This window comes from Micromonospora sp. SYSU B005 (genome assembly GCF_055362685.1).
Window position 1 is genome coordinate 31,722 of record NZ_JAXCFU010000014.1, and the last position, 15,687, is coordinate 47,408.

Annotated in this window: 13 protein-coding genes and 2 tRNA genes; 9 read left to right on the forward strand and 6 right to left on the reverse strand. The window is 71.5% G+C overall.

Translation table 11 applies throughout. The annotated features are described in order from the left end of the window. Positions 1-182: 182 nt before the first annotated feature. The 3 genes from SM452_RS25260 to SM452_RS25270 all read left to right on the forward strand — a co-directional run bounded on the left by SM452_RS25260 (position 183) and on the right by SM452_RS25270 (position 6,324). The gene (locus SM452_RS25260) at positions 183-3,017 is read left to right on the forward strand and encodes an RICIN domain-containing protein (RefSeq protein WP_463840832.1); all 2,835 of its coding nucleotides are present in this window, start codon (positions 183-185) and stop codon (positions 3,015-3,017) included. Positions 3,018-3,034: 17 nt separating this feature from the next. Further along, the gene (locus tag SM452_RS25265) at positions 3,035-5,143 is read left to right on the forward strand and encodes a ThuA domain-containing protein (RefSeq protein WP_463840833.1); all 2,109 of its coding nucleotides are present in this window, start codon (positions 3,035-3,037) and stop codon (positions 5,141-5,143) included. A gap of 173 nt (positions 5,144-5,316) precedes the next feature. Beyond that, a complete protein-coding gene (locus SM452_RS25270; RefSeq protein ID WP_355508399.1) occupies positions 5,317-6,324 on the forward strand; it encodes a sugar phosphate isomerase/epimerase family protein in 1,008 nt (335 codons plus the stop codon). Positions 6,325-6,482: 158 nt separating this feature from the next. Here SM452_RS25270 and SM452_RS25275 read toward each other — a convergent pair whose 3' ends face one another. Beyond that, on the reverse strand, positions 6,483-7,667 hold the full coding sequence (locus tag SM452_RS25275) for an ROK family transcriptional regulator (protein WP_355508397.1): 1,185 nt from the start codon (positions 7,665-7,667) through the stop codon (positions 6,483-6,485). A gap of 96 nt (positions 7,668-7,763) precedes the next feature. Further along, positions 7,764-8,150 (reverse strand): hypothetical protein, encoded by a 387-nt coding sequence (locus SM452_RS25280; RefSeq protein WP_135241524.1) that lies wholly within the window; start codon positions 8,148-8,150, stop codon positions 7,764-7,766. 269 nt (positions 8,151-8,419) lie between these two features. Between SM452_RS25280 and SM452_RS25285 the strand changes: the two genes are divergently transcribed. The 4 genes from SM452_RS25285 (at position 8,420) to SM452_RS25300 (ending at position 12,231) form a co-directional block, all read left to right on the forward strand. Then, a tRNA-Asn gene (locus tag SM452_RS25285) sits at positions 8,420-8,492 on the forward strand. A gap of 178 nt (positions 8,493-8,670) precedes the next feature. Then, positions 8,671-10,806: an MMPL family transporter gene (locus SM452_RS25290; RefSeq protein WP_355508394.1), complete on the forward strand. Its 2,136-nt coding sequence runs from the start codon at positions 8,671-8,673 to the stop codon at positions 10,804-10,806. Continuing rightward, a complete protein-coding gene (locus SM452_RS25295; protein ID WP_355508391.1) occupies positions 10,799-12,034 on the forward strand; it encodes an NAD(P)/FAD-dependent oxidoreductase in 1,236 nt (411 codons plus the stop codon). Before SM452_RS25290 ends, SM452_RS25295 begins: the two co-directional genes overlap by 8 nt. A gap of 120 nt (positions 12,035-12,154) precedes the next feature. Continuing rightward, positions 12,155-12,231, forward strand: a tRNA-Ile gene (locus tag SM452_RS25300). Between the two features lie 14 nt (positions 12,232-12,245). Here SM452_RS25300 and SM452_RS25305 read toward each other — a convergent pair. Then, a complete protein-coding gene (locus SM452_RS25305; protein ID WP_463840834.1) occupies positions 12,246-12,428 on the reverse strand; it encodes a hypothetical protein in 183 nt (60 codons plus the stop codon). 138 nt (positions 12,429-12,566) lie between these two features. Here SM452_RS25305 and SM452_RS25310 point away from each other — a divergent pair, with 138 nt between their 5' ends. Then, entirely contained in the window at positions 12,567-12,875 is a 309-nt protein-coding gene (locus SM452_RS25310; protein ID WP_355508387.1) for a hypothetical protein, read from the forward strand. Positions 12,876-13,148: 273 nt separating this feature from the next. On the opposite strand, the gene SM452_RS25315 is transcribed toward SM452_RS25310, so the two are convergent. Both SM452_RS25315 and SM452_RS25320 read right to left on the reverse strand, forming a co-directional pair. Further along, positions 13,149-13,823: an HAD family hydrolase gene (locus SM452_RS25315; RefSeq protein ID WP_355508385.1), complete on the reverse strand. Its 675-nt coding sequence runs from the start codon at positions 13,821-13,823 to the stop codon at positions 13,149-13,151. A 99-nt stretch (positions 13,824-13,922) separates the two neighbouring features. Beyond that, a complete protein-coding gene (locus SM452_RS25320) occupies positions 13,923-14,303 on the reverse strand; it encodes a hypothetical protein (protein ID WP_355508382.1) in 381 nt (126 codons plus the stop codon). A 496-nt stretch (positions 14,304-14,799) separates the two neighbouring features. Here SM452_RS25320 and SM452_RS25325 point away from each other — a divergent pair, with 496 nt between their 5' ends. Beyond that, positions 14,800-15,114 (forward strand): hypothetical protein, encoded by a 315-nt coding sequence (locus tag SM452_RS25325; RefSeq protein WP_463840835.1) that lies wholly within the window; start codon positions 14,800-14,802, stop codon positions 15,112-15,114. A 90-nt stretch (positions 15,115-15,204) separates the two neighbouring features. Here the strand turns inward: SM452_RS25325 and SM452_RS25330 are convergent, their stop codons facing one another. Next, positions 15,205-15,678: a hypothetical protein gene (locus SM452_RS25330; protein ID WP_463840836.1), complete on the reverse strand. Its 474-nt coding sequence runs from the start codon at positions 15,676-15,678 to the stop codon at positions 15,205-15,207. Positions 15,679-15,687: the final 9 nt, after the last annotated feature.

Sequence of the window (15,687 nt, forward strand, 5' to 3'; positions counted from 1 at the left end):
GCCGAGGTGATCGCCCGCACCAGATCGCCCCGCACCGCCCGCCTCGGCGAGGTGACCTCCGGTCCTGACCGGAGGTCGCGGCCCGCCGACCTCCCGGCGGGCCGGCGCAGCATCCCCTGCTCGGCATCCGGCGCGACGCGCGCCCGGTCCTGGCTGCGCGCGTCAGGAAGGGACAGCACAGCATGTCCAGCCACCACCACCCCCGTGCCCGACGACCGTTCGCCGCTGCCGCAGCGCTGCTGCTCGCAGCCACCGCCGGCACCGTCACAGTGGCCGCGGCGTCCGTCCCGGCGTCCGCCCACCCGATCTCGGCGAGCGACTTCCAGCAGGTCGAACTCGCCCGCGGTGTCGCCGAGACCGGCGAACCGATGTCGCTCGCGGTGCTGCCCGACCGGTCGGTCCTGCACACCGCCCGCAACGGCACGCTGCGCCGCACCGACGCGGCCGGCGCCACCACAGTCATCGGCACGCTGCCGGTCTACACCCACGACGAGGAAGGGCTCCAGGGCGTCGGCGTCGACCCCGGCTTCGCCTCCAACCGGCACATCTACCTCTACTACGCCCCGCCGCTGTCCACCCCGGCCGGCGACGCGCCCGCCACCGGCACCGACTTCTCCGCCTGGCAGGGCGTCAACCGGCTGTCCCGGTTCACGCTCAACGCCGACTTCACGCTCAACCAGGCCAGCAAGGTCGACGTGCTCGACGTACCGGCCGACAGAGGGCTGTGCTGCCACGTCGGCGGCGACATCGACTTCGACGCCACGGGCAACCTCTACCTGTCCACCGGCGACGACACCAACCCGTTCGACTCGGCCGGCTACGCGCCGATCGACGAGCGCACCAACCGCAACCCCGGATACGACGCGCAGCGCAGCGCCGGCAACACCAACGACCTGCGGGGCAAGATCCTGCGGATCAAGGTGAACGCCAACGGCACGTACTCGATCCCGGCCGGCAACCTCTTCGCGCCCGGCACCGCGCGGACCCGCCCGGAGATCTACGCGATGGGCTTCCGCAACCCGTTCCGGATCAGCGTCGACAAGGCCACCGGCGTCGTCTACGTGGGCGACTACGGGCCGGACGCCGGCACCACCACGGCCCGCGGCCCGTCCGGGCAGGTCGAGTTCAACCGGGTGACAGGGCCCGGCAACTACGGCTGGCCGTACTGCACCGGCACCAACACGGCGGCCGAGACGTACGCCGAGTGGGACTTCGCCACCGGCACCGCCGGCCCGAAGTACAACTGCACCGGCGGGCCGACGAACAACTCGTTCCGCAACACCGGCCTGGCCACGCTGCCGGCGGCGAAGCCGTCCTGGATCCGCTACGCCGGTGACGCGGGCAGCCCGCCGGAGTTCGGCGGCGGCTCCGAGTCGCCGATGGGCGGCCCGGTCTACCGGTACGACGCGGCGAACCCGTCCACCACGAAGTTCCCGCAGTCGTTCGACGGGCAGTTCTTCGCCACCGAGTTCGGCCGGGGCTGGATCAAGCCGATCCACGTCGGCGCGGACGGCTCACCCGGCACCATCGACACGTTCCCGTGGACCGGCAAGCAGGTGATGGACTCGGCGTTCGGCCCGGACGGCGCGTACTACGTGCTCGACTACGGCACCGGCTACTTCAACGGCGACGCCAACTCGGCGCTGTACCGCTTCGACTACCTGGGCGGCGCCAACCGCGCCCCGGTGGCCCGCGTCGCCGCCGACCGGACCTCCGGCGCCGCGCCGCTCGCCGTGACCTTCTCCTCGGCCGGCTCGTCCGACCCGGAGGGCGGCGCGCTGACGTACGCCTGGACGTTCGGCGACGGCGGCACCTCCACCGCCGCGAACCCCTCGCACACCTACACCGCCAACGGCAGGTACACCGCCACGCTCACGGTGCGCGACCCGCAGGGCGCCACCGGCACCGCCAGCGTGACGATCACAGTGGGCAACACCGCGCCGACAGTGGTCATCGAGACGCCCGGCAACGGCAAGCTGTTCTCCTTCGGCGACACCGTGCCGTTCCGGATCACCGTCACCGACCCGGAGGACGCCACCATCGACTGCACGAAGGTCAAGATGACCTACGTGCTCGGCCACGACCAGCACGGCCACCAGATCACCTCGGCGACCGGCTGCACCGGCTCGATCGCCGTACCCGTCGACGGTGAGCACGACGACGCGGCGAACATCTTCGCCGTCTTCGACGCCGAGTACACCGACTCGGGCGGCCTCACCACGCACACCCAGCACACGCTCCAGCCCCGGCACCGGCAGGCCGAGCACTTCAAGACCTCGTCCGGGATCAACACGTTCGACAAGGCCACCGCCGAGGGCGGCAAGACCGTCGGCGACATCCACGACGGGGACTGGATCGCGTTCCAGCCGTACCTGCTCGCCGACGCCACCGGGTTCACCGCCCGGGTCTCGTCGGCCGGGGCCGGCGGCACGCTCCAGGTGCGGGCCGGCTCGGCCACCGGCACCGTGCTCGGCTCGGCCACCGTCCCGGTCACCGGCGCCTGGGACACGTTCACCACAGTGACCGGCACGATCGCCGGTCCGCCGGCCGGCACCACCACGCTCTACCTGACGTTCGCCGGTGGCACCGGGGCGCTCTACGACCTGGACGCGTTCACGCTCACCACGTCGGCCGTCCGCACCGGCCCGGTGAAGGGCCTGGCCGGCAAGTGCCTGGACGTGCGCAACGCCGCCACCGCCGACGGCACCCAGATCCAGCTCTACACCTGCAACGGCACGACGGCGCAGTCGTGGACCGTGACGCCGAACGCCACGGTGAAGGCGCTCGGCAAGTGCCTGGACGTGTCCGGTGGCGGCAGCGCCGACGGCACCAAGATCCAGCTCTACACGTGCAACGGCACCGGCGCGCAGAACTGGTCCGCGCAGGCCGACGGGACGCTGCGTAACCCGCAGTCGGGCAAGTGCCTGGACGTGTCCGGCAACAACTCGGCCGACGGCACTGCGGTGCACCTGTGGACCTGCACGGGCGCGGCGAACCAGCGCTGGACCCTGCCGTGAGGATGAAGGAGAACCAGATGAAACTCGTGCGCACCGCACTGGCGGCGGTGACCGCCGTCCTCGCCGTCGTCGCCTGCACCGTCCCCGCGAGCCCGGCGGCCGCCGCCGACGCCCCCTACGACGTGCTCGTCTTCTCCAAGACCGCCGGTTTCCGGCACGACTCCATCGCGGTCGGCACGCAGGCCGTACGCGAGCTGGGCGCGGCGAACAACTTCACCGTGACCGCGACCGAGGACGCCGCCCAGTTCACCACCGCCAACCTGGCCCGCTTCGAGGCGGTGATCTTCCTCAACACCACCGGGGACGTCCTCAACGCCACCCAGCAGTCGGCGTTCGAGGCGTACATCGGCGCCGGCGGCGGGTACGTCGGCGTGCACTCCGCCGCCGACACCGAGTACGACTGGCCGTTCTACGGCAACCTCGTCGGCGCCTGGTTCGCGTCCCACCCGGCCATCCAGCCGGCCACCGTGAAGGTGGAGGACCGGGCGCACGCCGCGACCGCGCACCTGCCGCAGCGGTGGAACCGCACCGACGAGTGGTACGACTACCGCACCAACGCCCGCTCCACCGCACACGTGCTGGCCAGCCTCGACGAGTCCTCGTACTCCGGTGGCTCGATGGGCGGCGACCACCCGCACGCCTGGTGCAAGACGTACAGCGGCGGCCGGTCCTTCTACACCGGCGGCGGCCACACCCAGGCGTCGTACGCCGACACGGCGTTCCGGGCGCACCTGCTCGGCGGCATCCGCTACGCCGCCGGGCGCACGAAGGCCGACTGCCGGCCGGAGACCGGCTACACCGCGCTCTACAACGGCGGCACCACCGGCTGGTCGCAGGCCGGGCCGGGCAGCTTCACAAACGCCGACGCCACGCTCACCTCGGTCGGCGGCATGGGCCTGTACTGGTACAGCGCGAAGCAGTTCACCGACTACTCGCTGAAGCTGGACTGGCGGCTGGCCGGTGACGACAACTCGGGCGTGTTCGTCGGCTTCCCGCCGTCGAGCGACCCGAACTCGGCGGTGGACAACGGCTACGAGATCCAGATCGACCCCACCGACGCCGCCGACCGGACCACCGGCGCGATCTACGGCTTCAAGTCGGCCGACCTGGCGGCCCGGGACGCGGCGCTGAACCCGGCGGGGGAGTGGAACACCTACGAGATCCTGGTCGAGTCCGAGCGGCTCCAGGTCTTCCTCAACGGCGTACGCATAAACGACTTCACGAACACCGACCCGGTGCGGTCGCTCGCCGGGCACGTCGGCATCCAGAACCACGGCACCGGCGACGACGTGTCGTTCCGCAACATCCGGATCAAGGAACTCGGCGGCACACCGCCGCCGACCGGCAACACCACAGTCCAGGCCGAGGCGTTCGGTTCGGCCAGCGGCGTCAGCGCGTACCCCAAGGCCGGCGCCAACGGCGGCCAGACCCTGGGGTACGTGGACCCGGGCGACTGGGCCGCGTACCCGGGGCTGGACCTGACCGGTGTGACGTCGCTGCGCGCCCGGGTGGTCTCCGGCGGCCCGGGCGGCACGCTCCAGGTGCGGACCGGATCGCCGACCGGCCCGCTGCTCGGCCAGGTGGCGGTGCCGAACACCGGTAGCTGGACCACGTTCGCCGACGTGAGTACCGCGCTCACCGGCGTGCCGTCCGGTACGCAGACCGTGCACCTGACGTTCACCGGCAGCGGCTCCGGGCTGTTCGACGTCGACGACTTCACGCTGGTCCGCTCGACCGGCACCGGCGGCGCGGGCCCGATCAAGGGCCTGGCCGGCAAGTGCCTGGACGTGCGGAGCGGGTCGTCGGCCGACGGCACCCAGATCCAGCTCTACACCTGCAACGGCTCGTCGGCGCAGTCGTGGACGGTCACGCCGAACGGGCCGGTGAAGGCGCTCGGCAAGTGCCTGGACGTGTCCGGTGGCGGCAGCGCGGACGGCACGAAGATCCAGCTCTACACGTGCAACGGCACCGGCGCGCAGAACTGGTCCGCGCAGGCCGACGGCACGGTGCGTAACCCGCAGTCGGGCAAGTGCCTGGACGTGTCCGGCAACAACTCGGCCGACGGCACGGCGGTGCACCTGTGGACGTGCACGGGCGCGGCGAACCAGCGCTGGACCCTGCCCTGACGGAGGCCATAGAGTGGAGGCGGCGACCGCGAGGTGGCCGGTGACCCGGCGGGAGGCGCAACCCGCCCGGGAGCAGACGCTGCGGCGTCCACCGGTTCCCACGCGTCGCCGCCTCCGGTCGTCCTCGCCCCGGTCCGCGACGGAATCCCCCATCACCACAGGGGAGAAGGACAATGGCGCGACCCATCACGCTCTTTACCGGCCAGTGGGCCGATCTGCCGTTCGACGAGGTCTGCCGGCTCGCCGCCGAGTGGGGCTACGACGGGCTGGAGATCGCCTGCTGGGGCGACCACTTCGAGGTGGACAAGGCGCTCGCCGACGACTCGTACGTGGAGCGCAAGCGGGCCACCCTCGCCAAGCACAACCTCCAGGTGTTCGCCGTCTCCAACCACCTGGTCGGCCAGGCGGTCTGCGACCACCCGATCGACGAGCGGCACCAGGACATCCTGCCGGCCCGGATCTGGGGCGACGGCGAGCCGGAGGGGGTGCGGCAGCGGGCCGCCGAGGAGATCAAGGACACCGCGCGGGCGGCGGCGAAACTCGGCGTACGCACCGTCGTGGGCTTCACCGGCTCGTCGATCTGGCACACCGTGGCCATGTTCCCGCCGGTGCCGCCGGCCATGATCGAGCGCGGTTACCAGGACTTCGCCGACAGGTGGAACCCGATCCTCGACGTGTTCGACGAGGTGGGCGTGCGGTTCGCGCACGAGGTGCACCCCAGCGAGATCGCCTACGACTACTGGACCACGAAGCGCACGCTGGAGGCGATCGGGCACCGGGAGGCGTTCGGGCTCAACTGGGATCCGTCGCACTTCGTCTGGCAGGAGCTGGACCCGGTGAACTTCATCTTCGACTTCGCCGACCGGATCTACCACGTCGACTGCAAGGACGCGAAGGTCCGTACCGGCGACGGGCGGCGCGGCCGGCTCTCCTCCCACCTGCCCTGGGCCGACCTGCGGCGCGGCTGGGACTTCGTCTCCACCGGTCACGGCGACGTGCCGTGGGAGGACTGCTTCCGGGCGCTCAACGCGATCGGCTACGACGGCCCGATCTCGATCGAGTGGGAGGACGCCGGCATGGACCGCCTGGTCGGCGCGCCGGAGGCGCTCCAGTTCGTCCGCCGCCTGGCCTTCGACGCCCCCACGGCAGCCTTCGACGCCGCCTTCAGCAGCCGCGACTGACCCCCCTCACCCCACCCCACCCCACCCCGCCCTCCCTGCCCCCCGCGATCTTGCAGTTGCGGCCCTCGCAAAACGGGTGTAACCGACATCCCGGGGGCCGCAAATGCAAGATCGGCGGCGCGGAGGGCGGAGGCAGGGGCGGGGGTGGGGGCGGGGGACTAGCGGGCGGCGTAGGTCTGGGTGCTGACCAGGTGGGCCGCGCCGATCAGGCCGGCGGTGTCGCCGAGGTCGGACAGGACGATCGGCATGCTGCCGGTGGCCAGCGGCGTGGACCGCCGGTAGACGACGCCCCGGATCTCGGCGAGCAGCACCGGCCCGATCCCGGCCGGTGCGCCGCCGATGATCACGATGGCCGGGTTGACGAAGCTGACCAGCCCGACCAGCACCCGCCCGAGCCGGCGGGCGGCGTCGCGCACCAGCGTCTGCGCCGCCGGGTCGCCCTCGGTGGCCGCCGCCGCCACGTCGGCCACCGACAGCGTCCCGGCCGTGGCCAGCCGGTCCGCCAGCGCCGTCGAGCGTCCGGCCCGCGCGGCGCTCACCGCCTCGCGCACCAGTGCGACATCCCCGCAGTACGCCTCGACGCACCCGTTGTTGCCGCAGCCGCAGAGCGGCCCGTCCTCGGTGAGCTGGAAGTGGCCGATGTCGCCGGCCCCGCTGGCCGCGCCCCGGTAGAGCGAGCCGGCGAGCACCAGCCCGCAGCCGATCGCCTCACCCAGCTTGACGTAGAGGAAGTCGTCGAACGGCCGGCCGGTGCCGGCGTGCCGCTCGCCGAGGGCCATCGCGTTGGCGTCGTTGTCCACCTGTACGGGGCAGCCCAGTTCGGCGGCGAGCGTGTCGCGTACCGGGAAGCGGTGCCAGCCGGGCAGGGCCGGCGCGGACACCGGCGTGCCGTCGCGGACCTCGACCGGCGCGGGCAGCGCCACGCCGACGCCGGTGAGCGACGTCAGTCCCGCCTCGACGCGCAGCTTGCCGAGCAACTCGACGATGCGCCCGACCACCACGTCCGGGCCGAGCCGGACGTCCACCGGCTCGTCGTGCCGGGCGAGCGGGTTCAGTTCGCCGTCGGTGAGCGCGACCCGCAGGATGCCGTCGCCGACGAGCACCGCGCCGAACCGGACCTGCGCGCCGATGCGCAGCAGCGACGAGCGGCGTCCGCCCCGGGACGCGGCCGGCCCGGCGGTCTCCACCAGGCCGAGCGTGGTCAGCCGGTCCACCTCGGCGGCGAACCGGGCCCGGGGCAGGCCGAGGAGGTCGGCCAGTTCGACCCGGGAGCGTGGGCCGTCGTCGCGCAGCAGGCGCAGCAGTCGCGCCTGATCCGCCGTCTCCGGTCCGACCATCGGCATGTGGTCACCTCCCCACGGAGAATGTGCCACACCGCCGCCCGCGCACACGGGAGCGGGCCGGTCACCCGGAGGTGACCGGCCCGCTGTCCGCTTGCGTCAGAGCGTGTTGCCGGTGCTGGACGGCTTGGTGCTCGTGCCGGTGGTGGTCGAGCCGGACGCGCTGGTCGAGCCCGTCCCGTTGGCGCTGCGGCTGCCGACCGCGGCCGGCGTGCCGGCGAACGGCTTGTCGGCGTCGGTCATGCCCGGCTTGCCGCCGTTGGTGGCGAGCTTCTCACCGAGCTTGGTCTGCCCCAGCTTGTCCTTGCCCTCCGAGTAGAGCCGGTTCGCCTGGGCCTGCGCGACCCCGGCCGCCTCCTGGACGGTCGGGTGGTCGAGCACCTTGCGCCCGCGGACCACCAGCTCCTCGTACTTCTCCCGGCCGGCACGGGCGCCCAGGACGAATCCCGCAGCCAGCCCGCCAAGAAACATGATCTTTCCGCGCATGGCGGCTCCTTCCGTACCTGACGCTCTCGCCGGTTTCCCGCCAGCTCGGCGGAACGACCGTCTCGCGCCTGCGTTCTCTGTCGACGGCTAACTACCCATCCTGCTCTCCGCTCATGCCTCCCTGTGCCGAGATGACGATTTGTCCGGAATCCTGGCGCGTCAGCCGGTGCGGTCCTCCTCCGGTAACCCCCTGGCGCACCACCCCCCGATGTCCTGTACTCTTGTCCCCGTCGCACGGAGCGGAGAGATCCGAACCGAGCGGTGCACGGTCCCCTGTAGCTCAATTGGCAGAGCAGCCGGCTGTTAACCGGCAGGTTATTGGTTCGAGTCCAATCGGGGGAGCTTCGCTCCACGTCACGCCCGTCGGCATCGCCGGCGGGCGTTCGTCGTTCCGGCAGCGCCCCTGCGGTGCCCGGCTGCCCGGTTTCCGCCCCCGAGTCCTCGTTCGCCCGGCAGGATGGTCGGCGTCGACTTAGACTCCCGCTGCGTCGATTGATGCGTCGATTCGAGGACGGTGGAGATGGCCGCAGGACGCAGCCGCTGGACCGCGACGCTGATCGCGGTGGCGGTGGTGCTGGGCTGGCTGATCGTCGGCGGCATCGCCGGCCCGTACTCCGGCAAGCTCGGCGAGGTCTCCACAAACGACAACGCCTCCTTCCTGCCGGCCGACGCCGAGGCCACCCGGGCGCAGGACCTGGCCGGCGGATTCGTCGACCGGGAGACCACCCCGGCACTCGTGGTCTACGAACGACCCGGCGGCCTCACCCCCGCCGACCAGCAGCGCATCCAGGCCGACGCGGCCCGCTTCGCCGAGGTGCCGGGCGTGGTCGGCCCGCTGCCGCCACCTGTCGTCAGCCAGGACGAGCAGGCCGCCCAGGTGATCGTGCCGATCGACAGCGCCGAGGGCGAACAGATCCGGTCCGTGGTGCAACGCCTGCGCGACATCGCCGGCCCGGACCGCGACGGGCTCACCGTCGACGTGGCCGGACCCGCCGGGCTGCTCGGCGACCTGATCGAGGTGTTCAGCGCGATCGACGGGCCGCTGCTGCTGGTCACGCTGACAGTGGTGCTGGTCATCCTGCTCGTCGTCTACCGCAGCCCGGTCCTCTGGATCTTCCCGCTGCTGGCCGCCGGGATGTCGTACTCGCTCGCCGCCGTCTTCGTCTACCTGCTCGCCGACCACGACATCGTCAAGCTCAACGGGCAGGCGCAGGGCATCCTCACCGTGCTCGTCTTCGGTGCCGGCACCGACTACGCGCTGCTGCTCATCGCCCGCTACCGGGAGGAACTACACCGGCACGAGCGCCCCTGGGACGCCATGCTGACCGCCTGGAAGGGCGCCGCCCCGGCCATCATCGCCTCCGGCGCCACAGTCATCGTCAGCCTGCTCTGCCTGCTGCTGTCCAGCCTCAACTCCAACCGCGCGCTCGGCCCGGTCAGCGCCGTCGGCATCGCCGCCACGCTGCTGGTCATGCTCACGTTCCTGCCCGCCCTGCTGGTCCTCGGCGGGCGCTGGGCGTTCTGGCCCCGGCGACCCCGGTACGACCAGGCCGACCCGCGCACCGAGCACGGCATCTGGGCGCGGATCGCCGGCTTCGTGGCGCGCCGCGCGCGTACCGTCTGGGTCGTCACCGCCGTGGTGCTCGCCGCCCTCGCGATCGGGGTGACCCAGCTCGGCGCCACCACGCTCGGCCAGTCCCAGCTGTTCACCCAGCGCACCGACTCGGTCGCCGGGCAGGAGGTCATCGACAGGCACTTCCCGGCCGGCACCGGCAGCCCCGCCACCGTCTTCACCACCCAGGCCACCGCCCGGCAGGTCGCCCAGGTGGCGCAGGGCGTACCGGGGGTCGCCTCGGTGCTGCCGCTCGGCCAGCGGGGCGAGAACGCGCCGCCCGATCCGGACGCGCCCCCCAAGGTGGTCGACGGGCGGGTGCAGCTCAACGTCACGCTCGCCGACCCGCCGGACAGCAACGGCGCCGAACGCACCATCCGCGACCTGCGCGAGGCGGTGCACCGGGTACCCGGTGCCGACGCCGTGGTCGGCGGCTTCACCGCGATCAACGTGGACACCGCCGACGCCTCGGTACGCGACCGCGACGTCATCATCCCGGTGGTGCTGCTGGTCATCGCGGTCATCCTGGCCCTGCTGCTGCGGGCCCTGGTCGCCCCGGTGCTGCTGATCGCCACAGTGGTGCTGTCGTTCCTGGCCACGCTGGGCCTGTGCGCGCTGCTGTTCCGGTACGTCTTCGACTTCCCCGGCGTCGACCAGTCGTTCCCGCTGTTCGCGTTCGTGTTCCTGGTCGCGCTCGGCATCGACTACAACATCTTCCTGATGAGCCGGGTCCGCGAGGAGTCGGTGCGGCGCGGCACCCGCGCCGGAGTGCTCGCCGGGCTGGCCGTCACCGGCGGCGTCATCACCTCCGCCGGCATCGTGCTCGCCGCCACGTTCTCCGCGCTCGCCGTCCTGCCGCTCGTGGTGCTCGTCGAGCTGGGCGTGGCGGTCGCCGTCGGCGTACTGCTCGACACCATCGTGGTCCGCTCGCTGCTGGTGCCCGCGCTCGCGTACGACATCGGGCCGAAGGTCTGGTGGCCGGGCCGCTTGTCGCGGTCGCACCGCGAGGGCGACCGAGCCGGGGCGGGGGTGGACCGTGCCTGACACGGACGTGGTGGTCGTCGGCGGCGGCCTGGCCGGTCTCGCCGCCGCCCGGCGGCTGCACCGCGCCGGCGTGCCGTGGCGGCTGCTGGAGGCGGGCGACCGGCTCGGCGGGCGGGTCGCCACCGACCGCGTCGACGGGTTCCTGCTGGACCGGGGCTTCCAGGTGCTCAACACCGCGTACCCGCGGCTCACCGGCCTGGTCGACGTCGGCACTCTGACGATGGGCTGGTTCACCTCCGGCGTGCTGGTACGCCGCGGCGACCGGCTGGAACGCCTGGTCAACCCGCTGCGCGAACCGACCGGCGCACCCGGCACGCTCACCGCCGGCATCGGATCACTGACCGACAGGTTGCGGTTCGCCACGCTCGCCGCCGGCTACGCCACAGTGCCGGTCGGGCGGCTGCTCGGCACACCCGAGACCAGCGCCGAGACGGCGCTGCGCCGGGCCGGCCTCTCCGACGCGATCATCGAGGAACTGCTCCGGCCGTTCCTGTCCGGCGTGCTGCTCGACCGCGAGCTGGCCACCTCCAGCCACGTCCTCGCGGTCGTCATGCGCTCCTTCGCCCGGGGGAGGATCGGCCTGCCGGCGGACGGCATGGCGGCGCTGCCGAGGGCGCTCGCCGCGCCGCTGCCCGCCGAGCTGATCGAGCTGAACACCCCGGTCACCGAGGTCGCGCCCGGCCGGGTCCGCACCCCGTCCGGCGAGATCACCTGCCGCGCCGTCGTGGTCGCTGTCGACCCGCCCGCGGCGGCCACGCTGCTGCCAGGGCTGCCGAGGGTACGCATGCACGCCTACACCACCTACTACCACCGCACCGGCACGGCACCACTGGACGAGCCGATCCTGCTGCTCGACGGCGACCGCCGGGAACTGATCGCCAACACGGTGGTGGTGAGCCGGGCCGCGCCCACCTATGCCCCCGACGGCCAGCACCTGGTCGCCACCTCGGTGGTCGGCCCGCAGGCCCCGCCCGAACCGGTGATCCGGCGCGAACTGGACCGCCTCTACGGCCGCTCCACCGCCGACTGGACCCACCTCACCACAGTCACCGTGCCGGACGCGCTCCCGGCCGCACCGCCACCGCAGGGCCGGCTGCGCAAGCCGGTGGCGCTCGGCGACGGCCTGTACGTGGCAGGCGACCACCGCGACAGCCCGTCCATCCAGGGGGCGCTCGCCAGCGGGTGGCGAGCGGTCGGCGCGGTCCTCGCGGAGTTGCGGCGCGGGTGAGCCGTCGACGGGTTGCGCGTTGTTATCCTCGCGTTGCCCATCGTGCTGTCGCGGCCGTGTTTCCGCCCGGTAGGTGGTGGTCCGCGCAGCGATCGGCGGGTTACGATCCGGCGCGGTCACGGGGCGGTAGCTCAGCCGGTTAGAGCAGGGGACTCATAATCCCTCGGTCGCGGGTTCGAACCCCGCCCGCCCCACCATTTGTTTCCCCTGGTCAGCGATGCTGGCGGCGATCCGGACGGACCGCGACGAGGTTCGGTCCGACGCTCTCGGTCCGCACTGAGTTCGCAGCAGCGCGACCCGCCGCCCGGTCCAGGTCGTGCTCGAACAGGTCCGCGTTCACGTCCAACGTCAGGGTCGCCGAGGCGTGCCCGAGCATCCGCTGCACCGCCTTCACGGTGGCGTCCCCAGCCACGGCAAGACTGGCCGCCGTGTGCCGCAGCTCGTGTGGCGTCAGGCCCGCGAGTCCGACCCACAAGGACAGCGGCGACGGCAGGGTCAGCGATGAGAGCCGAGCACGGACTAACCTGACGCGGTGTCGATCAAGGGCAGCGAGTTCGAGGCGTGCCGGCGGCTTTTCCCCTACCGCGCGGGGATCTGGATCTACCGTTTGGCGATCGTCTTGGCTGTTTTTCCGTGGCCGTTCCGGGCGGCGGGTGTGCGGCTGATGTCCCCACAGGGGGCGGCGACGATGGCTGCCGTTGGCTTCATCCTGGTGTTCGCCGGCCATCGTCTCGTCCTCCGCGCTCATCAGCGAGCGGAGTACTTCGGTGACGGCTACGACCCGTTGCGGCCGCCGGGCGGCCTGGTTGCCCGAGACGTGTTCCGCCTGACGTACTGGTAGCCGCATCGGCTCGGCCAGCCTGTGGCGGTTGTGCTGTTCAGCCATCCGTGATCTTCTTCGAATCCCAAGGCCGCAGGTTCGGCTCCTGGCCAGGCAAACAGGTACTTCCCTTCGGACATCATGGGCGGTTGATGCACTCCGCGCCCATGGAGAAGCGCTACGCCGTAGCCGCCCTGTCCCTCGCAACGCTTCTCACCGGCTGCACCAGCGATGCGTCACATGAAGTCCCTGCCGACTCACAAGGAGCTTCACGTGAGCGCCGGTGACAGACCGTCAGGACGGCACCTGGGCGAGCCTGAGCACGTGTTCGAAGCCGCGTTTCTGCGCGGGTGAATCCACCATCGGCAGGATCAGCGCCGGTATGCCGGCGGCAACCGATCCGCCGTCGCCGGCAGGATGATCACCGACCATCAGGGTCTGGCCCGGTACGGCATGGAGGGCTTCGAGGGCGGTGCCCCAGATCCGAGGGTCCGGTTTGACGAAGCCGACCTCGTAGGACAGGACGAACGCATCGACATGGCCGTCGAGTCCGTGCCGCGCAAAGCATTTGCGGATGTCCCAGCCGACGTTGCTGACGACGCCGATGCGAACACCGTCGTCACGCAGTGCGGACAGGGTGGCGACGGTGTCGGCGTACGGCTCGATCGCTTCGGCGTGTGTTCCGTGCAGGACCGATGCCAGCGCCTGGTCCACCCCAGGAATCTGCTCCAACACGGTGAGGATCGCCCGATCCCAGACTCGCGGATCCAGATCCCGGGCGATGTGGGCCGGATCCGTGGCCGTCTTCCGCAACAGTTCCGCGAAGTCGCCGGCAATGCGGTGTGCCTCGCCGACAGCCAATGTCCGGCCGATCGATGCCGCCGCGTTGCCCACCCAGCGCTCCGAGTCCCTGGCGAACAGAGTCCAGGCGAAGTCGAACAGTACCGTCGTCACGGGCTTGGCGGTCATCGCATCACCCTAGATAAATACGATGAGTTCTGTGGGCCGCGACGCATTGCGTCCGCCAGCCCTGCCGCCCCACCACGCGAAATGCCCTGCTCAGCCGATCTACCAGTACCTGCCGCAGGTCGGCTCGAGCTTGTTGACGGCGCTCTCCAGGTCGCCCGTGTCGCTCGCCACCTTCACGATCGCTTCCGCATATTCGAGCTTGGGCTTGATCGAGCGGACTTCGACGCCCTTCAGGCCTGCGGCCACGGTGAGCGCCCTGAAGTTGCTCCGCAGCGTGCGATCCGACTGCTCACCGGCCACCCTGTTCGCCACCGCCTCCAGGTTGACCAACCGGGTGGACGCCTCCGCCCGGGCGTTTACGAGTTCGGCCTCCACCGTCGAACCGGCGGCGACCCCGACCAGGATGATCAGGCCGGCGATGGCCTTCTCCAACGGGCCCTTGACGGTGGTGCAGGCCGCCTTGTTGCTGGCGGTGGCCACTTGCGTGGCCTTCTTGGTCGTGGTCGGAGCTGCGGGGGCCGTCGAGGATCGCGGGGTGCCCGAGTACCGGGGGGTCGGCGAGGTTTCGGGTGCACGGGTCTGTGTGGCCGTCGGTGCCGTGGGCGTGGGGACGGGTGACTCCGTGGCGCTGGGTGACTCCGTGGAAGCGCCCGCCGCCACGGCCGTGGGCGTGCTCGGCATCTCGTCGGCGCGGCCACACGCCGAGGCGGTGAGCAGCATCGCAGCGACCGCTGCACAGAGCCCGAACCGTCGTACCGTCACGTCGTATCCCATCTCGCGATCTTGCGGGAGCGTGACGATACATGGCGGAGGCAGTGGCGGCCATCAACCGGCTGGATCGGCCGTCCAAGGCAATCACTTGCCGACGAACAGCCGGGGAGCGCTACGAGGTGTCGAGAGGTGTCTCGCTGTACGGCTTCGCTGACGGGCCGTCGCCAGTCTTCCCGATCGCAACTCGCGTCGGCATGCTTGCCCGATGGAGAATCCGCACGCGTCGGTGCCGCTTGCCCTGCACCTGTATTGCAGGGTCGACGTCCTGGTGACCGACGCTGAGGCTCTTGCCGATCACGCAGTCGCCGAGCTGCGAGAGGCGAAGATCGACTGGTCTGCGGAAGACGACGACCTCGAATCGGCGGTGGGAGAGCTGCGCGGCAGCATCGCCGACTCGCTCGGGGCGGTAGCGGACATCAGCCGCCTGATCGAGGGCGTCCCGGGAGTCGAGTTCCGAGGCGGTTGGTGCCGGGCCGAGCCGGGGCCGCCTCGGGAGATCCCCGTTCCCGGAAGCCGGTAAGCGCCGGGGTCTGCCGGCGTGCGGTCCGCAGCCGGTCCGGCAAGAACCTGGCGGACGAGCGGTGGTAGCAGATGAGTGGTTCTCCGGGGATCAGGGCTTGGGCGCGACCTGGATGATGCTGCTACCACTGGTGGTCGTGTTGCCGTCGCCGACCACTGACGTGACCAGGTCGTAGAAGCCCGGCTCGGCGTCGGGACCGATCACGATCGTGCTGACGGGACGCTCGCCGGGAGTGCCCGCCGGCCGGACCGGTGTGGCCGTGAAGGTGACCAGTCCGGCCACCGCCGAAGCGGCCTTCAGGTCGTCCACCGTGCCGTACGGGCCCGTCAGGTGTGCGGTCAACTCGACCTGCGGCGAGGTGGAGCCGGGCTCGTCCGGGGACTCGACGGTCCACCGCACGGTCAGGGTCTGGCCCGCTTGGTACGGCCTGTCGACGTCCAGGTCCTCGCAGCAGGTGTACGCCGAGGGCGGCACCTCCGCCACCATCTCGGACGGTTCGGCGCCGCAGGCTGCCAGCAACGGCACGACGAGGCAGCTGAGGAGGCGCAGGCGCGGCGAGTTCATGCGCAGGAT